Here is a 23,434-nt window from a genome sequence, read left to right on the forward strand (position 1 = left end):
TCGCCACCGACCCGCAAATCGTTCTCCGCTCTTGGCGCATGCCATTCCTCGGAAGGTTGATACCACGTGCATAATATGGAATAAACTGGGTGAGTTCGCATCCACCTCTGTTCCCGTATGCCTTTTAAGATTCAACTAGCTACCGCCTCCTCTGTTTCTCCTATCTCTCAATTAAACTAAAGGTGAAATCCTGCGAATTCATGAGCTAGAGTGAGTATCACTTATCATATCGAGGGAGCTGAACAGCCTGCAGGATCTCGCCGGCAGGCTGTGTAATTAACCGGGTTGTCGCGATCTGATCGAGAATGGCTTGAAGCGCGGTGAGCTGCACCTTGCGATTAATCGTTAGATACAGATTCTGCCCCTTGACCGGCTTGGTCAGCTTCATGTCGCCGACGATCCGGCTCATGCTGTCGATTTGATAGGATTTATAACCGTTAAGCCCCCACATCTCCTTCTGATACATCAACTCGATGCCGTCGTAGCCGACCTCCTCGGAATCCAAATACTTAAGCGTGGGATCCGATTGATCCGCGTTGATTTCTTTGTAAAAGTCCAGATTCTCCTTGGCTCCCTTCATCTTGTTCATATAGCCGACCAATTGAACTGCGACCCGGTCGGGGCTGTACTGGCGGATGCGCTCCTCCACGATCTCCATGTCCGGATACTCGTCGCGGTGCTCGCTAAGATAGGCGATCTCTTCTTTTGACAGTCCCGATTTGATCCGTCGTTGTTGGAATGGCAGATGCGTTCTGCCTTTGATGTCCATAGCCTCTATAACTTCCTCAGTCGTCAACGGCTTGGAATTCGCTTCGCCTTTTTCGTTAAACAGCTACACGAGTTTTGCAGCCAGCGCCTCCGCCGCTTCTTGCTTAAAACCTGTTTTGAAAGTAAAGTATAGGGACTGAGTTGAGATCGAATATGCGATCTGCTGTCCCGCCGAATCGTAAATATTGCCGCGGATGGGCGGGATGGATACGCCCTTCGTGATCATGCTTGTCTGGCGTTCCTAGAGACAGAAATGTAAGCATGAAAAAGACATTTAACCTAATACTGAAATGGTGAAGGTTTCGAACTTTTTCTTTCGTACTTCGGTTTTATCATTAATTTCCATACCGTTCCTCATTCCGTCACTCGATACCCACCCTTTAATTGTCATATATTCAGACGAATTCCTTTTTAGAGAGGTTCAATCTTTATCCCTGCACAATAAGAATAAGCAACCTTACGGGAATGGCGGGTATCCGAACTCAATACCAAGTTATTTTTCAAAATTTACGCTTCCGAATCCATGAGACCGATGAATTCCCGGATCGGCTGTCGTCTATATAAACGAAGGCATAAATGAACACAAACTAATTTGACGAAGAGGTGTTTTGAAAATGGCATTAACGTCCGCATTCACGAGCTTCAACCTGCCTGTAAAAAACGTAGAACAATCGAAAGCGTTCTTCACCGGACTCGGATTCGAGCTCAACCCGCAATTCCCCGAGAACGAGAATTCGGTAGCCATCGTGATCGGCGACAACCTGCAGGTCATGCTGATCAATCAAGCATTCTTTAATACGCTCACGGAGAAGGAATCCGTCGATACGAGCAAGTATGCGCAGATGACGATCGCATTGGCCTTCGAGAGCCGGGAAAAGGTCGATGAAATCGTGAATACCGCGGTCTCCTTGGGCGGGAAATTGCACGCTGAACCTGAAGATCATGGGTTCATGTATCATTGGGGCTTCGTGGACTTGGACGGCCATCTGTGGGCCATTAACTACATGAACATGGATGCGGCACAAGGTTAAGGCTAACGGAGAGCACGCTCGTACTAGGGTTCAAAAAGAAAGACGCCGGGCATCTTCCCCGGCGTTTTCTTCGCGATGATTAGTTTTGTTCGGTATAGGCCTTGAAATTGTCCATGATCGCTTGCGAGAGCCTGCTTGCTGGAACTCGACGGGATTGGAGCTTTCCGCGTCGAACGTTTCAATGACCTTCGTCTCATTCCCTTGATCGACGAAAGCAATATCCACTCTTCTTCCGTCCTCCATGGTGTAGCCGATCGCCTCATGCCGATTCACGACATCGTAGACGCCGCCAAAATCAAAGGCCATGCTGCCATCCTTCGCTTCCATCCGTGTCAGAAACTTGCCGCCGACCCGCAGATCGTTTTCGGCTCTCGGCGCATGCCAGTCCTCGGACGCTTGATTCCACTTCGTGATGTGATCCGGCTCGGTCCAATAGCGCCATACCTTCTCGACAGGGGCTTGAATGACGGCTTGCACGGTTACTTTCGTCGGTTGACTCGTTTCCATTTTAAATAGACACCTCTCTCATGATATTCGTCGTTTGGTTATTCTCAATGATATAGACGTAAGCCAATGACGAAATTCATTGGTCAATTCGCTCAGGCAGCCCAAATCCGAAAATAATGGCGTATGAATGAAGTTTTGAACGTGCAGGATTTGATTTTCTTTGGTTTCGATGACGTGGATGCCCCAGGGTACCAGGCCAGAGCCCTCTTTGCCCGGCATATACTGGGCCAACGCTGGATAACCGCCATTCACCGTAATGGGCACAAATCGCGAACCTTCGCAATGCCAGCGAGTAAGCGAATAGAAGGCGGACAAATCTTCCTTGCCGCGGATCCACATTTCGAAGGGCGGCATCGACATGCAGCCTTCCTCGTGGAACAACGCGACGAGCGCAGCAATATCGAATTGCTCGAAGGCCTCCACATACTGGGACAGCAGCTGCTGCTCCGGTTGAACGTCCATGCTGCTGAGCTCATCCGAGCGAAGCTGCGCCCGGTCCATCGTCTCTCGGGCTCTTTGCAAGGCGCTGTTCACCGCTGCCGGCGACATCATCAACGTTTCCGCGATCTGCTTGGAGGACCACTTAAATATATCCTTTCCGTTCAACTTAACATCATAGTACTGGTATAACCTTCCAAAATATTGATGACTTGGAGGGTTATTTGGCATGCTTATTATAACTATACCATATGATTTAGATTCACTTTACTGGGAATCTTGACAAGCTATTAGCTGGTATAGCTGAGCGAAAGGCTACCTTTTGTGCTGGCAGCCTCCCATTGGTGTTTATTGAACAAATGTATCCCGTTAGAGTTTAATCCTCGCTTTTTATTCTTTCCAAAGCTTGTTCAATGGTTTCAAACTTAATTTTATTCCCATTCCAAAACATGAGAAAGAGTGTATCTTTTCGAAGCCTTAGGCATACGCTCAATTATATCGTTACTGAGAGGATGTTGCTCGTGTTTCCTTATCATTCCGGGAATAATCAAATTCCAAATCCTTATTACCGGTCTGTACCGCAGGGTCAATATTATAACCCTTATTCCGAATCAGGATGGTTTGGGTGGCATTATCCCATAGAATCAGAAGGAAGTTTTCGGCATTCTCAACGGCTTACTTTTGTCCTCGTGCATGGTTCCTGGGCTGATGCTCACTTTTGGGATGGCGTAGCTGCGGTACTGCGTAGTCAAGGGAACATAGTCTACACTCCAGAATACGCAGGCCATGGAACTGATCCAAATAAAAATGTCACTCATGCAATGATTACAAAATCAGTCGTTGATTATATTAGACACCTGAACTTGTTCGATTTTATTCTCGTTGGGCACAGCTTTGGTGGAACAGTCATCCAAAAAGTTGCTGAACAGGTACCTGATCGTATTAAACGTTTGGTCTTCTGGGATGCGTTCGTATTAAAAGACGGAGAATCGGTTGTTGATGAGTTACCGTCTCAAACAAGAAACGGTTTTGAACAGCTTAGAGCCATGTCGAATGACGACACAATCATGCTTCCGTTTGATTTGTTTCGAGTTTTGTTCGTAAATACGGCCACCACCGAGGATGCTAAACTTTTTTATACAAGTGTAGCTCCGGAGCCGGCTAAACCGCTTTTCGAGAAACTGGATCTTAAAACGTTCTACGCGCTACAAACCCCCAAAAGCTATGTATATTTCTACCAAGATAATGTATTGCCTCAAGGGGAAGGCTACGGTTGGAATCCCCACATGTCAATACGACTGGGTCTGTTCCGCCTGATCGTTGGCGATGGGGACCACTTTACGGATACACGTACAAGACCGGCTTATTTGGCACAGAAGATTTACGATGCAAGTCGGGATTGATTCACTCAAGCGTAAATATGCTTGAGGTTTTTTGCCCGGGAAATAAGCTATTCTTCCCGTTCGTATTATGAGATCAGCCAGAACTTACTGGTTGATCCTTTTTTATTTAGGTTGAGGATTAAAGATAGCCGGGTCGAACGTACTTGCCCGTGAGACTTGATCAGAGCGCTATAATGTTCTACCCCTACTTGTCATTACCATGATTGAGACTGGTTGGGACGCAATCCCGTATAACAAGCGATGCTATGGAGCAACAAGAAGAACCCATAGGGGCTACCGGTAAATTTATATCGAGGAGAGATGGGATGAATCCTGTATTCGGGCTAGACATTTCTAAAGGAGAGGGCCATGGACAAGCCTTTTTAGAGCGCGGTAAACCGTACAGAGGAACGTTTCAATTCGACCATACCCGTGAAGGGCTGCCGAAGCTCCTTCAAAGGACGTTGTCCGGACGCTTGCTCTACATTGTGAACAGTGCTTGTTCTAGAAGCAACCACTAGTCACCGTCAAGCTGCACCTTCTTGCATCTGATTTTAAGAAAGCAACAATTACCGCAACTATTCGGAAGAGGCTGTCGAGCGGTTGAGGCTGATCAAGAAGTTCCAGTCCATCGGCTGTTTGCTGGCCGAACTGAAGGAAGCTTTGCAGGACTGCGAAACCAATAAGAGCACCAATCTGCAGATTATAGATTGGATTCGCGACAAGAAAAAGGAGATCGAAAGGAAACCGTTACCTGGGATAAAGAAATCGATACCTGTAAACAAGAATGCATACAAGCGATTCGTTCGGCGACTCGGAATACAGCAACTCTGAGACTGAGGATGATGCATATTGTCTGCTTAAAGACATCTTTGTTAAATCACCTCACTATTGTCAAATGCTGAGACGTCTAATTGACCTCTTCTAAGAGTTAAAACTTTATGCGTTGTCCGATATGCCTTGAAATCAGCGATCGGTATGCGCGTTTGCTCCATCGAGTCACGTTCGCGGACTGTCGGCTTCCGACTCGAAATCATACGTGATGCAGAACGGCGTACCGATCTCGTTTTCCCTCGCATAGACATGGATTGCCCAAGTCCCTTCTTCTTCAGCAATGATTTTAGGGGTACAAATATGTCTCCCTGAACGCGAAACGAGCCTTAGAAGCGATTCTAGAGGCTCGTATTTCTTTGGAAATTCTGTTGCTCTCAACAAATGGGACTTTTTCAGTGGCCTCCGATGGTCGTGAATCAATCTATTTACTTCTCTTGACAAAAAGCACCTTCTTCGTTTGGTATCATGAATGTGTCGGGCAACTATGCAAACAAAGAGAGGTGAGTAACTTATGGTACACTATCGTTCCTATCTGACCAGTCTCGTTTTTCATCTGTATTCATCGCCATTGCGATACAACCCCAGACCGTTCATTACATAGGGATGAACAATGTCTACAAGCACATCGGTTCGATCTTTCTCCTCGACATTTAACCAATAATGTGCAGCGCCATAGATCGCTGAACCTGTCATGACCGCCGTGATTTTTATATGATGCCTGTCCGCCCCATGGTGGGTATCCCCTTTCAGAAAAATGTTCTCTATGGTTTGCTGCAGCATTTTCTTTATTTTTTCATCGACAAGCGTAGCCATCGAATTGGAATCCATTCTGCAGATCCGATAAAAATCCACGATGTATTGGTGCGTCAACAAGATCAACTGGTCACATATTTCATCCGTAAACTCCTGTGCATTCGCCACTTGCTCAGGAATCATTTCATGAAAAGCCTGTTCTGTGACTTCGTCAAGCAAAGCATATTTATCTTCAAAATGGGCATAAAAGGTGGCGCGGTTAATGGTTGCTTTCTGAGCGATATCTTTGATGGTGATTGCATCAAATCCTTTTCTCCGCAACAAATCTCTGAACGCTGCTCTAATTAACTGTCGTGTGCGCAACACCCTCGGATCTTCCTGATTTACCATTTCTATATCTCCTTGTTAAACATCAATTATCACAATGTGTTGCCTATGCAACTTTCATCTAACTCTGCCGGTTGAAATCATAAGCATGCGATATTATTATTATCTTATCAAACAGGTGTTGCTTAAACAATCTGTGACTAATTCTATGAAAGGAAGGATCATATTGAACACCAAACCACATAGACTTTTAATATTTGGCGCCGGCGTGATTGGCAGTGTATATGCACTCCGATTAGCACAGTCGGGACTGGACGTCACTATACTGGCACGAGGAAAGAGACTGGAGGCGCTGAAAAGGGACGGTCTGAAATACCACGATAATGGATCGATAAAGCAAATATCGATCAACACGATAGAAAAGCTTGATAACGACGACATTTATGATTTTATCTTTGTTCCAGTGCGATATGATCAGGCCGAATCCGCCCTGTCTGCGATCAAGCATAATCGAAGCAAGACCATCGTCACCTTTACCAACACCATTGGATATGACTCTTGGCTTGAAATCGTGGGCGATCGCTTACTTCCGGGATTCCCGGGCGCCGGTGGAGACATCAAAGAAGATGTTCTATACGCCCAATTCGGTTCCGAAAAACATCATGGAACCATTTTTGGTGAAATAAATGGACTGACGACCGAAAGAGTGAAAGAGCTTGCCCAAATATTTGAATCGGTGGATTTGCATTATGAAATCCAAAAAGACATTCAAGCATTCCATATATCGCATACTGCGTTGGCTATTGTCAACAAGCATTTCTATACAAATGACGGAATGGTGGATATTGAGACGGCAAGAAGTGTAAGCACTCTAAGCAAGATCGCCGCAGATATTAAACAAAACATTCACTTGGTAGAGCAAGCCGGAATTCCGGTAATCCCACCCGAAACGAAGGCAATGGGAGAATTGCCTGACAACGATATTATTTCCCGTTACCGCCAGATGCTGAGCAATGACTTCATAATTGATGTAAAGCTTGGGAACCATGCTATCAGCCAAAAAGCAGAAATAATGTTATTGGATGAGATGTTTCATAAAATGATATCCGCCCGGCGATGACATCACCATAAGCTCCATAAAGGACGGCAAAGGATTGATATTACCTCCCCAGTGGGAAAGCAATTAACGGATAATACCAAGGATTTGGCCAAGTTAACAAACAGCGGCAGTTGAAAAATCAACGTATGTTCAATTTAAGAGGAGGATAATCATGAAAGCTATTGCTTTGATAAAAATAAGGATGAACATATTCATCCTTATTTTTAATTTATCATTTAGTTTATTTTATATGGTTAGTCGTCGTACATAATGGTAAGGGTTTTTAGTTGTTCAAACCCCATGGCTGCTGCTGAGCCCTTAAGAGTGTGTGCTGCCCGGAATATCATTGTTGGTGTTGGAGAAGAACGGAGACCTGTAGCTGCTCATCCACCTCATCCAGAATCAGAAGTAACTGGAGCTGAAGCAGAGTGACAAGTCCTCCCTCGCTATACCCAATTCATTTCTGGGAAGGTGACAACCCTTTCTACAGCATCGACGATAACTCCGACGCTTTCCTGCTCAGGATTAACAACAACGATACGAGATTTCCCGGAAAATGGAAGCTCAGGTAGCGCAAATCGACGATATAGCGTTCAGCATCAAAGGCAGCCACTCTCGCAAAGCAACCTGCCTGGATAACGCTTGCATCGAATCCTTCTTTTCGCATCTCAAAACAGAGAAGTTGTATCTTCAACAGTGTAAGTCAGAATCGGAGATTCATCAAGCCGTAGAGGACTATATTTATTATTATAACTATCAACGGTTTCAATCTAAACTCAAACAACGCGCACCGATTGAGTATCGGCACGCGTTGGCTGCATAGCTTTTTTTCAATTGTCTACTTGACGGGGGTATGACCAAGGCACGATCAAGGTTTTTCCTTTATGCAGATTTATTTGATTATTAAAATATCTCCTTTTTTGATCTACAATATCCTTGAAAAATGTTATGGTATTTCCCATGGATCGGGTGCCCTGATTACTCTTGCAACAGATGACCCCCAGTGGCAGGCGTTGCATCCACACTTACAATACATCCGCCAATTCTCGGGAAGTTTCGTATTACCAGACTATCATTCTTGTATAAACACATTATCAAGCAGGACTGACGGTCAGTATTCCCCTGTTTTCTCCGGGAAGCCGGATATCCAGCAGGCCGTCATCCATCGTTCCAGCCTCCAGAGGTCGACCATTCCATGTGATCTGGTAGGTATGCCCGGCCTTCATGCATACAAGAAGCGTATGCGAATGATCTTGCTCTCCGTAATAAAGCAGTTCAACCGAAAGCTCCGTGTTGTCTCCGGAGAACTCCGTGCGCACCTGCCAAACATCATAGCCGCAGTTGACTGTTCCGGGTTTGTGATAAGCGGCAAACCAGCTGAGCACAGGTGCCGATAGTCCTCCGAAGTGATGCCAACCGGCTCCTCTTCCCGACTCCACAATGAAATGCTCATAACAGTTATAGGTCTGTTCGGTTTCCTTTTTCCACAGCTCCAATGCTGTGCGCGCGATAACGTGTGCCTGATCGCCGCAGCCGAGACTGAGCAGCATTTTCCAATAAAACCACTGATGGGCCATCCATACGGCTCCATTCCAATACCCATCCTTCTTATAATAGGCGGCTTTCTGATCGACAGTGGACAGGCCGATCGCTGTACTCAACCGAGTAGGGTCGGTTATGTAACCGAGTAAACGTCGTTCCTGCTCGGGTGTGCAAATCCCGGCGACAAGCGGGTATGCTCCGTCGAGTCCCATATTATAATTCTGCCCGCTCTCATGGCGGAGCAAGCCGTTCGGACGGCCCTGAGCATCATGGATGACATAACCGAAATAGCCGCTTTGCTCATCCCAGGCGTTGTCCTGAACCGCACTGCTGAATACGTTTATGTCTTCCTCATACCCTGCAATATCCACTTCCAGACCGCCTATGGCAGCCGCCACCATTTTCATTATCTTGGCGATTCTGATGGCATGACAGGTGGTGGAGACGGGTGCCGTTTCAGACGTCATCCCACTGCGATGAACCTCAACCTGCGGGGGATAATCATCCCAGCCGCCGGAGTTGTAGAAATAATCCCACGTCTTCAGCAAATTTGAGGACAGCGTCCTTGTCGTCGAGCTCCCCAGCTTGCCCGCATAAAATAAATAATACTGCCGAAGCCGCGGATAAAAATAGTCCATCAACTCTCTCGATCCGGTTTTATTCCAAATCTCCAGAAACAAGTAATGCTGCACAGGAACCATACTGCCATGATGAATAAAAGCCGCATGAGAATCCCCGGGTTCGGTAACGTAAGCGTTCAGGCATTCCACCGATCGCTTTATATCGAGCTCCGCCAATCCAATCCCTATGAAGCCAGAGTCCCATGTGTATAAGCTGTCCCACCAGCGTCCAGGAGTGTTATGACGGATATAGGTCCGCTTCGTATATACTGGATAGACGACATTCATCGCCAAAGTCGCTTCCATCAGCTGCTGACTGAAGCGGTACGGCTCACCCGACGGATTAAACGGCTTCATCTTCGCTTCTGATGCCCGCTTCACTGCAGCAAAGACGGTCTCACACTGCTCCGCATCGGTATGAAAAGAAGCAAGCTGCCTTTCAACTGATTCTTTACTTCCGGAGCAAACCATTCCATGAGTGATGGTACTCGACTGGGCAGGCAGAGGAATGGGTCTCAGATATACATTCGTAAAATGACCGTCTCCCTCACCCTTAAATACTGAATTCACATGATGATGCACATTGTGACGCATAAACCGGTCCAACTCATCGCAATGGAATTCTCTAACCTCATAATCATCATAAGTCCAGAGCAATCCGTAATAACCGACGATGCCATCGTATTTCAGCAGCAAGCTGTTCGGAACCGGCCCCTGAATCATTAACGGATGCGCATTTGCTTCCTCCGGCACAAACCGCACCTGATCAAGCAGGTGCCGTTCCGTGATAACAAACCCGTCCAGCACCGCAGAAATCTTGGCACATTCAACATCCCGTTCCATGGAGGTGAAGACGATTTCGTGCCGTCCCGCAGGCAGCGGCCCCAGACTCATGCTGACTTCTCTCGGCTCCCCGGTACCGCTAAGCTCCAACAGCGAGAGCGATGCATCCGCTGCTCCGCTAATCCCCAACAGCAACTTTTCCCCTTCCAGCAGTCTGCAGCGCAGCAGGAGCACAGCATGCTCCATCGGATCGGGCAGCTCATAGCTGTACGATACTCGGTCCCCGACCTCCCGTCCGAAGCGAAGTGCTGAGCCCTCCACCAGGCCTTGCCCTCTCTCTTCACCGCGATAAAAGCCGTCGTATACGAGAGTATCTCTCGGGGAGGGATCTGCGAATGACAAGACTTCATAATCCAGCGCGTCCGTCCACAAGGCCCGCTCCGGAAGTTCCACCCTACATGTTCGCAGCAGATCTCCATGGCCCCGCACCTGCGGGAAATGCAAGGAGGCCATGTAATGCAGCACGACGTTTTGCTCGGCGTCCGTCCGGTTAACGAATTCACACCGCACCAGCCGTGCATGCTCAGACAATTCGGCATAGGAAATATCCGTATACACTTGATCCTTCCACTCTAGCTCATGGCGGTGCGTGAACCAGCTCAAATCGGGCGATGCTTCCCATGGGTGATAGCCCGACTCCCACATCGTGTTTGGCACATCGACTTTTCTGCGATAAAATCCGGGGAACACGCTAAGATCGAAACGCAGCCCTTTTTGCGCATCGGCTATATGGGAGATTCCGATATATTTTTTCGTATAGGGTCCCCATAAAGGGAGTTGCTTCAAATCATGTGTTCCTGCTAAATACTCTATTGGCTCCAATTGCTACACTCCTCACAAGAGAATAGAGGCTGTTCAACCGCAACGTTATTACGGGAGATACAGCCTCTTATTTCTATAGTATCTGATTTTCACTTCTTCTGAGTGCTTTTGTACCAGTCCGTTGCTTCTTTAATGACCTGATCTCCACCACGTTTTTTCCAATCCTCAACGAATTTGTCGAACGCTTCTGGGGCTTCCTTGCCTGTAATAATTTTTGCGGCAAGCTCCAACCATAGTCCGTCTCTGGCAAGCTCAGGACGAGCCTGCAAAGTCGGTAGCGCCGGCATACCCAAGCCGTCATTTTTACGGCCTTCCTTCGCTGCTACGTCCATTGCCCGCAGCACGAGGTCGCCGGATGGACGGTTTTTCATAAATTCGGCATCGCTTAAATGTGAAGGCCCTACCATACGAAGCCAGACCAAATGCATCTCTTCTCTATATATATCCTCCTGCTTCTCCGGATATTTGTACTTGATCTTACCGCCGTCAACCGTGTAATCTTCACCCTCCGTACCATAGGTAAGGAATTTCTGAGCCTCATCGGAGTAGAACCAATCCAGGAATTTAATCGCATTTTCCGGATTTTTCGTAGTCTTTGGAATCACCCAAACGCTGCCACCAACCGCAGAGGTGATACTTAAACCGCCTTTGCCATCGGGACCGACCGGTGCCGGGATAATTTCCAATTGGGAAGAAGGTGTGCCTGTCTTCACCTCAGCCGCCCACTTATCTGCAAGTCTTGGGCCGTGCGACCATAAACCGACAATGCCTTGACCCTTGATTTTGGCATCCCAATCCTTTGCTTTTTGCACGAAGACTTCATTGTCCAACAGTTTTTGCTCATACAGCTTCCGGTGAGCCGTTAAAGCTTCTTTCATTGCAGGTCGGATCATATTCGGAATCAGTTGGCCGTTTTCGAATTTCCAATCAGCTGGAATCACATCGTAAGCACCAAAGAATGCTTCGGTGAACGCTAGCTTTTCCCTCCCGGAGTATGGAATCTCATCCGCCTTACCGTTGCCGTTAGGATCCTTGTCTTTAAACGCTTTCAACATTTCGATGTACTCATCCACCGTTTTCGGTGGCTTCATGCCGAGTTTATCCAGCCAGTCCTTACGGACCATCATAACGGTGCCATTAGGTGTTGCATTAACGGTTGGTATGCCGTAAATTTTGCCATCCTTGCTTACCGCTGCAAAATCCCATGATTCCTTCGGAATATTCTTTTTCAAGTTGGGTCCGTACTTGTCGATCAGTTCATTCAGCGGAATCAAGACACCGGTATCGACCGCAGGAGCCACCTCCGGTTTGTTGATGCCGTGCGTTTGCAGTAGATCCGGCAGCTCCCCTCCGGCAAACAGCAGCGTCAGCTTCTGATCGAACTCGCGGTGCGGGATCAAATCCAACGTCACATCGGTTTTGGAAATTTCACGCAGCTTTTTCACATACTTGTCGTCGTTGATATTCGGTGAACCCTCGATATATTGGAGCCCCTCCGTACCTATGCCGATCTTTAGCTTGACCGGCTTGTTATCGGTTTTTCCCTGTGAATCGGCTTGGCCCTTCGTACCCGCGTTGGAAGAACAACCGGCCAAGGTTCCGGCAGCCAAAGCTGCGGATAATGCTAAAAGCGTTATTTTTTTTCTCATTTTGGACCCTTCTCCTTTACTTGTTTATTGAAATTATGTTAACCCTTCACCGAGCCCAGCATAGCGCCTTTAATAAAGTGCTTCTGGATCAGCGGGTAAACCAACAGAATGGGAAGAGTTGCGACCATAATCGTTGCCATCTTGATGCCTTCCATCGACTGAAGCGTTACATTCACGCTTTGCATCAGCGCTTCCGTGTCACTATCCACCAGCAGCTGGCGAAGCTTGACCTGGAGCGGAAATAGCGACGGATCACGAATATACATGATTGCGTTGAAGTAGCCGTTCCAGTGACCCACCGCATAGAACAGCCCTATAGTACTCATGGAGGGAAGCGATAGCGGTAATATGATACTCCACCAGGTACGGTATTCTCCACATCCGTCAATACGCGCAGCATCGACAAGCCCCTCGGGAATTTCACGGAAAAAGGATACCATAATAATCAGATTAAATGCGCTGATCGTCCCGGGAATAATGAGAGCCCACAGAGAGTTCAGCAGCCCCAAAGATTTAATCAGCAAATACCCGGGAATTAACGGCACTTGAAAAATCATCGTGAACACAATCAACATCAGGATCAAGGATCGACCTTTCAACTCATTTTTGGATAATCCATAGGCCATTAATGAGGTAAATAACAGGTTGAATAAGGTCCCGGCCACGGTCAGGAATACCGTTACACCGAACGATTTCCATATCGCCGCATTCTGGAGAACAGCCTCATAATTGATCCAGGTCCATTCAACGGGAATAACACTGACCCGCCCTTGGGAAATGGCGCTGCCGCTACTAAGAGAACCTGCAAAAATATGTAGAAAAGGCAGCAGCATAACTAGCCCGGTAACGGTCAAAAAGAAATAATTGCTATACATAAAAGCACGTCGTGAAGCATTTTCCCTGATCAAAGCAACCGCTCTCCTTTCTGCACTCAGTAAATCGAATTGCCCGTCGCTTTTTTGCTTAATTGGTTGGCTCCAACGACCAGAATGACGCCGATAAGCGATTTGAACAATCCAATAGCCGTCGTATATCCGTATTGCCCGCCCAGAAGACCGATCCGGTAAATGTAGGTGTCTATGATCTCGCCGGTTTCCGTCACAAGAGGGTTGAGCAGCATATAGATCTGCTCAAAGCCGAGGTCGAGCACGTTCCCGATACGCAGCAGCAGCAGCACCATGATCGTCGGCAGCAGAGAAGGCAGTGTAATACTGAACGCTTGCTTCAGCTTTCCCGCTCCATCCACTTCGGCGGCTTCATACAGCTCCGGGTTGATGCCCGCCAAAGCTGCAAGGTAGATGATCGTCCCCCAACCGACTTCCTTCCATATTCCAGAGACGACAACGATGGAACGGAAGTAGCCCGGCTCCTGCATAAAAAACACAGGCTCCTTACCCAGCCATCTAAGTATATCGTTGACCATACCCGAGCTTGGGGACAGGAAGTTAATGACTAGCCCTCCTACTATGACCCATGACAGGAAATGGGGCAGGTACAAAATGGTCTGGACCGTGCGTTTAAAAAACATGCGCCGTACTTCGTTCATCAGCATCGCCAAAGCAATTGGAGCCGGAAACCCCAATACAATCTGATAAACGCTGATCAATACCGTGTTCTTTAAGACGCGCAAAAATTCGGGATACGTGAATAGATTGTAAAAATGCTTGAATCCCACAAATTTGCTGCCGAATATGCCGTTGAACACGTTATAATCCTGAAATGCAATAACGACCCCGGCAAGCGGAATATATTTGAATACAATAAAAAAAATCAATCCCGGCAGCACCATCGTATAGATCTGCCAGTGCTTTAACAAATAAGGCGTTCGCTTGACGGCTGCGGCCGGAATGGAGATTGTTCGCTGCGGTACGGTGCCTTTGCCTCTTAATTCCATCATCTCTCTCCTTCCCCTTTCACAGCTTTATTGTAATCGCTATCATTTTGATTTACCATGTGTTAATCGGCGGCGTGTTGTGCTTTTTTGACCAAACAAAAAGACGTGCATTACCTGCCACGTCTTACTTACTGCATACCCCCGATTATCAACCACTCGGCTGCCTTCCGATTACAGGCTCACTTAATAACCGCAAGCTGCAGCCCGATCATCTGGAGTTCAACCGTTTCTTATATTCATTTGGGGAGAGGCCACTGTATTTTTTAAACGACTTGGAGAAATGCGGATAGTCGCTGTAACCTACAGCATGAGCCACCTCATACGTTTTACTGTCAGGAGCCTGCAGCAGTTCCTTGGCTTTCTCCATACGAAGCTTGATTGTGTAATCAATGAAGCTCATCCCGAGCTCATCCTTGAAGCACCTGCTGAAATAGGATTCGGACATACCCGCTTCATTAGCCGCATGTGAAAGGGACAAAAGTTCGTTGGTATAATGAGTATCGATATATTCCATGGCCTTCTGGATGACGTGATGCTGTCCCCAGTTTCGCATCTGACGTATTTGCTCCACATAGGCAGCTGTAAGTTCTTCCGCCCGCAGTAGCAAATCATCCAAGGCTCCGGAGGCAGCTAATAGAGGCTTTGGAAGCTCGGTCAGTTTGCTGCCACTTTGAACTATAAGCTCCGTTTCCGCCAAAGCGAGCGTATCCTCCAACTGCTCCCTGCACGCAGCCAAGGTTAATCCTCTTTCCATTAGCTTATGACAATAATCGGTCAATAATCCTATGGCTTCCGGTTGCCTAATCATCCAGAGATTCTCCGCCACTAAGGCGGCCGTACCGCGACATTCCCACAGCCTCCTGCCCCGCTCCTGTCTGCTTCTTCCCTTACTGGCCAATCGGATTGCTGATTTCTCCAGAAGGTCCTCCAACTGTTCCTGCCTTAGCGGCTTCAGCACATAATCCATAATCCCATAGCGCATAGCTTGCTGTGCATATCCAAAATCATCATAACCGGATATTATCACGATTTCCGTTTCCTGCCCCCGGCTCCTGATCTCCTCTATAAGCTCCAGCCCATCCATGACAGGCATGCTGATATCGGTAATAATAAGGTCAGGCTTCAGACGCTCCCATAGCGCCAGCGCCTCGCTGCCGTCATCCGCCTCTCCGCCTACTTGAAATCCATGCCGACTTCCGTTAATCAGTTTGGTCAAGCTGCGCTTAATCATCACTTCATCATCCACTATTAATACGTTATACATAAGACACCGCCCTCTTCTCAGACTGCTGACTTCAACCGCATTTCGATAATGGTTCCCGACGAATCCGATTTGGAGATGAACAGTCCGTAAGGCTGTCCGTAGTTAATTCTAATGCGCTGATGTACGTTCCAGAGACCGATAGTATTGAAACTACCGCTAACATTACCGCTTTGCGGAAGCTCCTTAGGATCGTTGGCTGCAAATGCCGCATTATAGCGTTCCATAAGCTGGCTGTTCATGCCTTGCCCCCGGTCCTCTATCCGCAGGATATAGTCGCCATCCTGTTGAACACCGGTAATGCCAATGTAGGTTGGTTTTTGCTTATGCGCCTGATAACCGTGCTTAAACGCATTTTCTACCAAAGGCTGAATCATCAAACGCACCGCATCTACTTTGGGTATCAACCCTTCATCCGTACTAATATCGACCTGCAAAATATTAAAGCGCTCCTGTTGGATGTTCAGATAGGTTCGAATGTAACGGATTTCGTCCAGCAGCGTCACTGCTTGCCCCGGATTGCCAACGCTGTAGCGGAATATATCAGCCAGCGAAGTCGCCATCCGACTGATCGGCTGAACATCCTCGATAATGGCATAAGAATTTATAATCTCAAGCGTATTGTAAAGAAAATGCGGATTAATCTGCGATTGCATGACCTGTAAGGCCGATTCACGCTGGCGAATTTCCATCTCCTGCTCCTTTATCCGGGAGGTCTGTACCTCTTCGAGAAGACGGCCGATCTCCCCGACCATTCGATTAAAGCCTCTGTTTAAATCCCCCAGCTCATCGTTCCTCGATCCAGGAGCCTTAACGCTTAAATCCCCCTCTTCAGCCCGGCGCATAAGCCGCTGCAGATGGGTCAAAGATCGTGTCAAATGAAAGGAAAAGCCTCCGATCAGAAATAAAGCAAGACTGACCAGCAGAAGACCGATCCATACGGTAATATTCCTTAAGCTGATCATTTCCCCGTTTAATTCCTTCAGCGATACTTCTGATATTAGCGTCCATCCGGTCATTTCTGAGCGTTCATAAATAATGAGCCGGTTGTCCTGCTTCACTTTTTCTACATAGTAGCCGCTCTGACTTTGCAGCTTTTGGCTAAGTTCGGGTGTGAGCGCCGATTTCCCCCATTTGTCCCGCTGCGGATGGTATATAACTTGCCCTTCCTCATCCATGATCCATACGAATCCGGTTTCCCCCAGCTTTATTTTTTCGCATATTTTAATAATTTCATTGAGCCTCACATAAATGATTAACATTCCGCTCGATTGATAAGAGACCGTATCCAAAAATCTGCGCGCGATCGTCAGCACGGGAGTCGAGTCCAAGTATTGGTTACCGACGATGCGATAGTTGCGTTCCCCTAGCAGAGCATCCTTATACTGCTCATAGCTTTTTTTACCGGCTGAGGCACTGTAGCTGGCCGTGGCGATTCCGTTTTTGGACACAATAGACAATCCGTAAATATCGGGGCGCCCAAAAGTAATGCTTGGAAACAGCTCATCCGATATTTTTTTGCTGATCAGAAACCGGTCGTACTGATCCTCGTCTTCCGTTGTCAGCTTCATGAAAGATTGAATTTGCGGATGCAGCAGCAGCGGATAGGTTATCTTCTCGAGATCCGTAAAGTATCCGTCCAGCTGCGAGTTGATTTGACCCATGAGCTGTTCACTGTAGCTGATCGCATTATGTTCAATGCTCTCCGTAGCTTTGTCGTACCACAAGGTACCGAACGCAAGCAGTGGAACACATAAAAAGAAAAGAATGAGAAGAACAAGTTTTGTTTTGATTGATTGCGCTTTCACAAAATTACCCCACACTCCTCTTCCCGTGTGTCATACAATGTATTATCTAAATTAGCATGAAAAGGTTCAGGAGGGAAGGAATTTGTTTACAGAAATCGATTGCTTCCAGTCAATCGGGTACAATTCGGACATCCCGATCTCATCAACAAATAACCGTCCCCAAAACTGAAGCTCCTCTGGGCACGGCATTATTTCTTGAGTATAGATAACTATTTCCGCAGTCCTGTTCATCAGAGACATACGTTTGAATAAAGCGCTGAATACAAACTATCCATTCAACGGGTAACTTAGCAAAGCATTTAAGTGCCATCAATATCTACATGTCCATGACCTGTATTCCCTACGCTGGCAAATCGAGATTTTATTTAAAACGTGGAAATCCATCTTCCTTATTGACCGGTGCAAGCCGATCAAAACTGAACGCTTTGAATGTCATGTATACGGGCAGTTGATCGCCATTTTGCTGAGTTCTTCTCTCATGTTTCAAATGCGCAGGCTTTTGCACTGGCCGGCCATCTGCTTGCGGTATTCTTTGGGGGAGACTCCCGCTATTTTGTTGAACATATGCGTGAAATAATTGGAGTCGTTGAAGCCGGTGGCCTCGGAAATTTCGAATATTTTCATATCTGTGCTTTTCAGCAGAAGCTTCGCTTTCTGTACGCGCAGGTTCTGGATATAGCCGGTTACACTTTCACCGGTTTCCTTTTTAAACAGATTGCTGAAATAGCTGGGGTTGAGATGGACATAGGCCGCCACCTCGGCTAAACTGCATACCCCCATGTATGATTCTTCAATAAACCGGGTGGCCTGCTTGACCGGGTTATCATTCTTGCTGGCAAGCCAGTTATTGTGGGACTGCAGGAATTCATGGATGTATCCCTGCAGCCATGCTGCAATATCCCCCGACACCGCATATTTGTAAACCGAATCCCACTCTATGGGGCGCACGGCCATTTGCCATTCGGGAAACTGGACCTGCACCAGCCGGAGAATGGCAGCAGCCAGCAGCAGCGCTTCGATCTTGGCGGTTTGGGGGGGCAAATGGCTGATCCGGACGGCTTGCTCCTGAAGCTCCCGGCTCAGCCGGCTGTTATCCTCCGACATAAGCCAGGTTACAATTTCCTTCTCCTTCTCGTAAAGCGCCGTCTGGTTGAGCAGTGATTCATTGGCAGAACCGTGGTCCCTGTCCCCTTCCCCGCAATACCGTCTGTAGCCCTGGCGCAACTCCTCCGTGCTGGCGCATAGCCCTTGTCCGCTGCATTCAAGAGCCAGCCTTAGATAATGATAGACCGAATCGGTAAGTATCTGCAGCCATGAGGGGGAGGTATCCTGCCGGGAAGCACTCTGGTCCACCAATAAAGCCCACACCGATGCGTTCAAGGGAAACAGGTGAAAGCCGCCGGGAAACCATTTATTTAAGTGCTCCCCGGCAATATTGGCGAAAGCAAACTGCAAAAGCGGCACATCCTGGGCAGAATAATGCTTCTCCGGGGGGAAATAAGTAGGAATACGGAGAAAATGCAGCTCGCATTGCTTCATCCGCTTCAGCAGAGCCTCCACCTCTTCGCCGCTGCAGGGCATGCCCATCATAGCCGAGCGCAGCTCGCTGTCTTCATGCTCGCGCTTCCAGCCCTCCACCAAGAGCTGAGACTGGCTTTCTTCAATCAGCTGCACATAAATCCGATCGAGTACGCTTAATATATCCGTTTCCACACAAGGCTTCGTGATAAAGTCCAGTATCCCGAACTTGACGGCGGACTGGGCATATGAAAAGTCCTTGAATCCGGTAACAATCACAATCTTCGTCAGCCAGCCGCGGCTTCTGATTTCTTCTGCCAGCTGCAGACCATCTATATGAGGCATCCGGATATCAGTCAGCAAGAGATCCGGGACACATTTCTCCATCATTAACAAGGCGTCCCGGCCATTGGCCGCTTCCCCCGTCACCACCCACTCGGCGGACCGCTTCCCCGCCAGCTTCAGCAGCCCCTTGCGGAAGTTGGGTTGATCCTCTGCAATAAACAGCTTGCCCTTCATCCGTTCCCCTCCTCATGACTCTCCAGTGTCCCGTATTTAATAGGAAGTGTCATGTGAACAACCGTTCCTTTCCCTTTACTGCTGGTAATTTCGACTCCATATGCGGGTCCGTATACCAGCTGAATGCGCCGCAGCACACTATTGTAGCCGATTCCCGTCTTATTGCCGTCCGGCAGTACAGCCTCCGCCTCTGTCAAGGATCTCAGAGTTTCTTTATCCATGCCACATCCGTTGTCAGCCACCTCGATATGCAGCGCCTCATTGAACAGGAACGCTTTAATCCGCAGCACCCGGTCTTTCTCCATATCACGGAAAGCATGCACAAAAACATTTTCCACCACCGGCAGCAAGAGGGATCTCATCATCCGCAGATTCAGCAGGGACTCCTCAGCTTGGATAATGGATTCAATCTCGCCGGTGAACAGCTCTGTCTGGATCTTGATGTAATTGCGGATCTGATGCAGCTCTTCGCCAAGAGTCGTACTAGTCTGGACAGATTTAAGGGAATACTTCAACATCTCCGAGATGGCGTTGATCAGAAGCGCTGCCTCCTCCTGGTCGTTGCTGTACAGCTTCCAATATAGCTCATTGAACAGGTTGTGCAGATAATGGGGGTTCAGCTGTGCCTGGATGGCCTTCAGCTCCGATTCCCTCTGGTTGATCTGGGCCAAATATACCTTATTGATCAGCTCACTCACTTGCTCCGCCATGCTGTTGAAGCTGTCTCCGATGTAGCCCAGCTCATCGCCGGAATCCACTCTAACACGGACCGTGAAATCACCGGAACGCAGCGTACGCAGTCCCTGCATCAGATGGGCCAGAGGAGTCAGGAGCGTCCGGGTGGAAATCGTAATAAGCAGTGCACTGAGCAGGATCACGCCGATTCCGGCAAATGCCAATACCTGGATGATGTCTTTGTTTTTCCTCTGTATCTCCTGCAAAGAAGCCCCTCCGTATAGGGTGAAGCCTGCAGGAATCAGCTCGTGGCGGACAAACAGATAGGTGATGCCATTCATTTTGACATAACGGGGATAATTTGCCTCTGTCAGTTGCAAGAGTTGTTCCATCTCGCTCTGGTCGGTATTGGAATAGAGCATACCGCCCATAGGCTCCAGCAGTAGCACCTTGCCGCTGCCGTTCTCCGTAAGATCCCGCAGCACCTTGGAAACCAGGCTTTCCTCCATCACCATCACCATGGTGCCGTACGGGATCAGCTTCTCATTGAGCATCCGTCTGGCAGCAACCAGAACCGTTCTGCGGCCGTCCTGATCAATGGTGCTGGCCGCCTCAGCCCGGCCCCAGACCATATTCCCCCGATGGGGCTTAAGCTTTTCCATCAACCTGTTCAAGTCATCTGTTCCCGGCTCTCCCGACGCACCGGTTTTGGAAAGAACCGTCATTTCCCCGTTCTCATTGTACAGGAAAACAGAACGGATGGACGGCGCATCCACCAGCAGCATATTCAACTGCTCTTCCACATACTTGCGGTTCTTGAATTGGGTGTAGGAATCGCTTACGGGAACGATGTTCTGCCTGAGAAACAGTTCGATGGACGGATTCAGGATAATGGATTGGGATACCCGGTTGATTTCTTGGAAGGACATCTCCAGTCTGGCCAAAGCCTGTTCGTTGGCGATGGAGAATTGCTTGCTGATTTCATCCTCCATTAGCTGGATATTTGACCGGTAAACCATCCAGCCTGCCAAGGCAAAGGCAAGTGTTACCATACACGAGAGCAGCACGATCAGTTTGATCTTGAAGCTGCCCTTTATTTTTCCGGCTATATACCCCGGCCAGTTTGTCGGATGCAGTCGGCTCCCCCCCTTGAATTTCATATTGTATTATAAAACGCTTCCTCCCAAGCAAACAAGGTTTTCATTTTACCTGTCTACGTAGAAAAGAAGCGTGTCTCGTTCCGGTCCGGTCTACTCGTATTATTTATAAGCTTCATAATAACGGTGATCGCTGTAATACTTCTGCAGCTTGTACAGACATAAAGACCGACACCCTGGGGCCAGTCCCACTCTTCAATTCCGAAATCCTGTTGGACAATCCTTGTTCTTGTATCGGCCCGGACCCTAAAATGTTCCGAAAACAAACTTGGCCCGGCGTTTGCCGAACCAAGTCCACATTCATCCTATTCCAGGTCCTTCAGAGCTTACTTATGTTGGGAGCGGACCAACTCCAGGATATCCTTACCCAGGAAGGCTCTGTCCTTATTTTCTTTATACCAGGTATTCATGAATTCCTCAATCTGTTTGCCGCCGCCTCTCTCCCAGGCAGCTTTGGTATCTGCAACGGCCTGCTCAGGGGTATAACTGGCCCCGCCGATAATGCCCTTGGCATAGATGTCTTTTATTTCCTTGTCAACATTCGTATTGATCACTACCAACTCGCTCGACAGGGTAGGCATATGCTCATAGTGACTCAGCGCGGGATACTGGGCCTCGGGATTAAGCAGGAACTCGTCGGCTTTCTTCAGCATGTCCAGACCGGCCTTCTGGTCAGGATCACTCACATCGAATGCAGTGGTGGAAATCAGAAGCGGATTCTCGGGGATCGAGTAGAACATGGAGTAGTCTAAGGCCCAATCCAGTTCCTTGGCATTCTTCGCAGGATCAATGACCTTAGGGAAACCGTCCGCGCCTTTTTTCCAATGCTCTCCTTCAATTCCTTTTTTCAGAATCATACCGGTTTCCGGCTTGATGATGAAGTTAATGTATTCCATAGCGGCCTTGGGATTTTTGGCCGCGGCATTGATCACCGTAGTCATTTGAACCGGATTAACCACATGATGAACGAATTGCCCCATGGGAGACTTGGGCTGCGCCATCGGCGCAATCTCCGCCTCCGGAACAACCTTGCGGAGCGTTTTGAGGTCCGTTACCGTACTCTCAAACCAGTTGCTGACAACAGGAGGAAGATAAACACCTATTTTTCCGTTCAGATAATCCTGCTTGGCTTTGGCTCCATTCTTGTCCGCCAGGTAATCCTTATCGATAAGTCCTTCCTCAAATAACCTTTTCTTGAATTTAAGAGACTCCAGCGTATTATCCCAAGTCCTAATAATTTTGTCATCATTGGAGATTTTCCAGCCGTACGAACCGAACATGGAATCCACCATACCGTCCGAGGTGTAGCTCATATTGGTTCCATAAGTATCCTTTTTCCCGTTGCCGTCAGGGTCCTGCTCAACGAATGCTTTCAGTACGACAAGCAGTTCGTCAGTGGTTTTCGGAACCTCCAGCTTCAGCTTTTTCAGCCAATCCATCCGAATAAAGGCTACACTCTGCAGATGGGGCTCATTAATTTTGCCGATTTCGTATAGCTTGCCGTCCGGCTTGGTGCCTATTTTGCGAAGCTGGGGGTACTTATCCAGCAGCTTCTGGTATTCAGGCGCATATTTCAAGTAATCGTCCAGAGGCATCAATTGCTTCTGTTGGTACAAAGAATTCCGGAACCCCGTATCATAATCATTGACAATATCCGGTGCACTGCCCGATGCGAACAACACATTCAGCTTCTTAACTGCCTCCGCCCGGGACACCGGCACATACATGGCTGTAACAGGAGAATGCTCATTGATCCACTTGGTCCAACGGTTCTCCTCAACCGTTCCCTCCACTGCGGGAATATTGCCCCTGTCATAGTTGGAAACGGTAATTGTGGCTTTTCCTTCGGCTTGTCCCTTTGCCCCCTCTTCATTTTGACTGCAACCAACTGCCCCTGCTGCCAGTACCGCCGACAGTCCCAGTACGAACGTGTTCTTCATTCTTGATGTGGATGTTTGTCCAGACATGTGAAGTCCCCCTCAATCTA

The 23,434-nt window shown here is 48.1% G+C and carries 18 protein-coding genes and 5 pseudogenes; 6 read left to right on the top strand and 17 right to left on the bottom strand.

Going from position 1 to position 23,434, the window contains the following annotated elements:
• Positions 1 to 217: 217 nt before the first annotated feature.
• Together OB236_RS14475 and OB236_RS14480 are read right to left on the bottom strand one after the other, a co-directional pair.
• Positions 218 to 796 (bottom strand): penicillin-binding protein 2, encoded by a 579-nt coding sequence (locus tag OB236_RS14475; protein ID WP_262684642.1) that lies wholly within the window; start codon positions 794 to 796, stop codon positions 218 to 220.
• A gap of 36 nt (positions 797 to 832) precedes the next feature.
• A complete protein-coding gene (locus OB236_RS14480) occupies positions 833 to 994 on the bottom strand; it encodes a hypothetical protein (RefSeq protein WP_262684643.1) in 162 nt (53 codons plus the stop codon).
• A 388-nt stretch (positions 995 to 1,382) separates the two neighbouring features.
• Here OB236_RS14480 and OB236_RS14485 point away from each other — a divergent pair, with 388 nt between their 5' ends.
• Positions 1,383 to 1,799: a VOC family protein gene (locus OB236_RS14485; RefSeq protein ID WP_007729208.1), complete on the top strand. Its 417-nt coding sequence runs from the start codon at positions 1,383 to 1,385 to the stop codon at positions 1,797 to 1,799.
• A 79-nt stretch (positions 1,800 to 1,878) separates the two neighbouring features.
• On the opposite strand, the pseudogene OB236_RS14490 reads toward OB236_RS14485, so the two are convergent.
• Positions 1,879 to 2,306: pseudogene (locus tag OB236_RS14490) on the bottom strand (SRPBCC family protein).
• Between the two features lie 18 nt (positions 2,307 to 2,324).
• Positions 2,325 to 2,912, bottom strand: coding sequence for a nuclear transport factor 2 family protein (locus OB236_RS14495; RefSeq protein ID WP_262684644.1), 588 nt, complete (start codon positions 2,910 to 2,912; stop codon positions 2,325 to 2,327).
• A gap of 344 nt (positions 2,913 to 3,256) precedes the next feature.
• Here OB236_RS14495 and OB236_RS14500 point away from each other — a divergent pair, with 344 nt between their 5' ends.
• A complete protein-coding gene (locus OB236_RS14500; RefSeq protein WP_262684645.1) occupies positions 3,257 to 4,147 on the top strand; it encodes an alpha/beta fold hydrolase in 891 nt (296 codons plus the stop codon).
• A gap of 552 nt (positions 4,148 to 4,699) precedes the next feature.
• A pseudogene (locus OB236_RS14505) lies at positions 4,700 to 4,960 on the top strand (MerR family transcriptional regulator); the annotation flags it as partial.
• Between the two features lie 41 nt (positions 4,961 to 5,001).
• On the opposite strand, the pseudogene OB236_RS14510 reads toward OB236_RS14505, so the two are convergent.
• Both OB236_RS14510 and OB236_RS14515 read right to left on the bottom strand, forming a co-directional pair.
• Positions 5,002 to 5,206: pseudogene (locus OB236_RS14510) on the bottom strand (His/Gly/Thr/Pro-type tRNA ligase C-terminal domain-containing protein); the annotation flags it as partial.
• Between the two features lie 303 nt (positions 5,207 to 5,509).
• Positions 5,510 to 6,103: a TetR/AcrR family transcriptional regulator gene (locus tag OB236_RS14515; protein ID WP_262684646.1), complete on the bottom strand. Its 594-nt coding sequence runs from the start codon at positions 6,101 to 6,103 to the stop codon at positions 5,510 to 5,512.
• Positions 6,104 to 6,266: 163 nt separating this feature from the next.
• Between OB236_RS14515 and OB236_RS14520 the strand changes: the two genes are divergently transcribed.
• Complete coding sequence (locus tag OB236_RS14520) at positions 6,267 to 7,160, top strand: ketopantoate reductase family protein (protein WP_262684647.1); 894 nt, start codon at positions 6,267 to 6,269, stop codon at positions 7,158 to 7,160.
• 233 nt (positions 7,161 to 7,393) lie between these two features.
• Here OB236_RS14520 and OB236_RS40090 read toward each other — a convergent pair whose 3' ends face one another.
• Together OB236_RS40090 and OB236_RS40095 are read right to left on the bottom strand one after the other, a co-directional pair.
• Positions 7,394 to 7,486, bottom strand: a complete 93-nt coding sequence (locus OB236_RS40090; RefSeq protein ID WP_408638474.1) for an Hpt domain-containing protein — start codon at positions 7,484 to 7,486, stop codon at positions 7,394 to 7,396.
• A gap of 99 nt (positions 7,487 to 7,585) precedes the next feature.
• The gene (locus OB236_RS40095; protein ID WP_408638475.1) at positions 7,586 to 7,678 is read right to left on the bottom strand and encodes a hypothetical protein; all 93 of its coding nucleotides are present in this window, start codon (positions 7,676 to 7,678) and stop codon (positions 7,586 to 7,588) included.
• Positions 7,679 to 7,737: 59 nt separating this feature from the next.
• Here OB236_RS40095 and OB236_RS14525 point away from each other — a divergent pair.
• A pseudogene (locus OB236_RS14525) lies at positions 7,738 to 7,962 on the top strand (IS3 family transposase); the annotation flags it as partial.
• A gap of 271 nt (positions 7,963 to 8,233) precedes the next feature.
• Here the strand turns inward: OB236_RS14525 and OB236_RS14530 are convergent.
• The 6 genes from OB236_RS14530 to OB236_RS14555 all read right to left on the bottom strand — a co-directional run bounded on the left by OB236_RS14530 (position 8,234) and on the right by OB236_RS14555 (position 17,578).
• Complete coding sequence (locus OB236_RS14530; RefSeq protein ID WP_262684650.1) at positions 8,234 to 10,966, bottom strand: MGH1-like glycoside hydrolase domain-containing protein; 2,733 nt, start codon at positions 10,964 to 10,966, stop codon at positions 8,234 to 8,236.
• A gap of 89 nt (positions 10,967 to 11,055) precedes the next feature.
• The gene (locus tag OB236_RS14535; RefSeq protein ID WP_262684651.1) at positions 11,056 to 12,615 is read right to left on the bottom strand and encodes an extracellular solute-binding protein; all 1,560 of its coding nucleotides are present in this window, start codon (positions 12,613 to 12,615) and stop codon (positions 11,056 to 11,058) included.
• Between the two features lie 38 nt (positions 12,616 to 12,653).
• Complete coding sequence (locus OB236_RS14540; RefSeq protein WP_262684652.1) at positions 12,654 to 13,523, bottom strand: carbohydrate ABC transporter permease; 870 nt, start codon at positions 13,521 to 13,523, stop codon at positions 12,654 to 12,656.
• Positions 13,524 to 13,546: 23 nt separating this feature from the next.
• Positions 13,547 to 14,512: an ABC transporter permease gene (locus OB236_RS14545; protein ID WP_317259350.1), complete on the bottom strand. Its 966-nt coding sequence runs from the start codon at positions 14,510 to 14,512 to the stop codon at positions 13,547 to 13,549.
• 205 nt (positions 14,513 to 14,717) lie between these two features.
• Positions 14,718 to 15,773, bottom strand: coding sequence for a response regulator transcription factor (locus OB236_RS14550; RefSeq protein WP_262684653.1), 1,056 nt, complete (start codon positions 15,771 to 15,773; stop codon positions 14,718 to 14,720).
• 17 nt (positions 15,774 to 15,790) lie between these two features.
• Entirely contained in the window at positions 15,791 to 17,578 is a 1,788-nt protein-coding gene (locus OB236_RS14555; protein WP_262684654.1) for a sensor histidine kinase, read from the bottom strand.
• A gap of 322 nt (positions 17,579 to 17,900) precedes the next feature.
• Between OB236_RS14555 and OB236_RS14560 the strand changes: the two are divergent.
• Positions 17,901 to 18,080 (top strand): annotated as a pseudogene (locus tag OB236_RS14560) (transposase); the annotation flags it as partial.
• Here the strand turns inward: OB236_RS14560 and OB236_RS14565 are convergent.
• The 3 genes from OB236_RS14565 to OB236_RS14575 all read right to left on the bottom strand — a co-directional run bounded on the left by OB236_RS14565 (position 18,062) and on the right by OB236_RS14575 (position 23,414).
• Entirely contained in the window at positions 18,062 to 19,615 is a 1,554-nt protein-coding gene (locus OB236_RS14565; RefSeq protein ID WP_262684655.1) for a response regulator transcription factor, read from the bottom strand. The pseudogene OB236_RS14560 and the gene OB236_RS14565 overlap by 19 nt on opposite strands.
• Positions 19,612 to 21,450, bottom strand: a complete 1,839-nt coding sequence (locus tag OB236_RS14570; protein WP_262684657.1) for a cache domain-containing sensor histidine kinase — start codon at positions 21,448 to 21,450, stop codon at positions 19,612 to 19,614. Before OB236_RS14570 ends, OB236_RS14565 begins: the two co-directional genes overlap by 4 nt.
• 323 nt (positions 21,451 to 21,773) lie before the next feature.
• Positions 21,774 to 23,414, bottom strand: a complete 1,641-nt coding sequence (locus OB236_RS14575; protein ID WP_262684658.1) for an extracellular solute-binding protein — start codon at positions 23,412 to 23,414, stop codon at positions 21,774 to 21,776.
• Between the last annotated feature and the right edge of the window lie 20 nt (positions 23,415 to 23,434).

This window comes from Paenibacillus baimaensis, from assembly GCF_025567575.1.

Excerpts from the sequence above, each read along its gene's own strand:
- OB236_RS14480 (WP_262684643.1), bottom strand. The coding sequence starts at position 994 with ATGATCACGAAGGGCGTATCCATCCCGCCCATCCGCGGCAATATTTAC.
- OB236_RS14485 (WP_007729208.1), top strand. The coding sequence starts at position 1,383 with ATGGCATTAACGTCCGCATTCACGAGCTTCAACCTGCCTGTAAAAAAC.
- OB236_RS14500 (WP_262684645.1), top strand. The coding sequence starts at position 3,257 with ATGTTGCTCGTGTTTCCTTATCATTCCGGGAATAATCAAATTCCAAAT.
- OB236_RS14515 (WP_262684646.1), bottom strand. The coding sequence starts at position 6,103 with ATGGTAAATCAGGAAGATCCGAGGGTGTTGCGCACACGACAGTTAATT.
- OB236_RS40090 (WP_408638474.1), bottom strand. The coding sequence starts at position 7,486 with ATGATATTCCGGGCAGCACACACTCTTAAGGGCTCAGCAGCAGCCATG.
- OB236_RS14535 (WP_262684651.1), bottom strand. The coding sequence starts at position 12,615 with ATGAGAAAAAAAATAACGCTTTTAGCATTATCCGCAGCTTTGGCTGCC.
- OB236_RS14545 (WP_317259350.1), bottom strand. The coding sequence starts at position 14,512 with ATGATGGAATTAAGAGGCAAAGGCACCGTACCGCAGCGAACAATCTCC.
- OB236_RS14550 (WP_262684653.1), bottom strand. The coding sequence starts at position 15,773 with ATGTATAACGTATTAATAGTGGATGATGAAGTGATGATTAAGCGCAGC.
- OB236_RS14565 (WP_262684655.1), bottom strand. The coding sequence starts at position 19,615 with ATGAAGGGCAAGCTGTTTATTGCAGAGGATCAACCCAACTTCCGCAAG.
- OB236_RS14570 (WP_262684657.1), bottom strand. The coding sequence starts at position 21,450 with ATGAAATTCAAGGGGGGGAGCCGACTGCATCCGACAAACTGGCCGGGG.
- OB236_RS14575 (WP_262684658.1), bottom strand. The coding sequence starts at position 23,414 with ATGTCTGGACAAACATCCACATCAAGAATGAAGAACACGTTCGTACTG.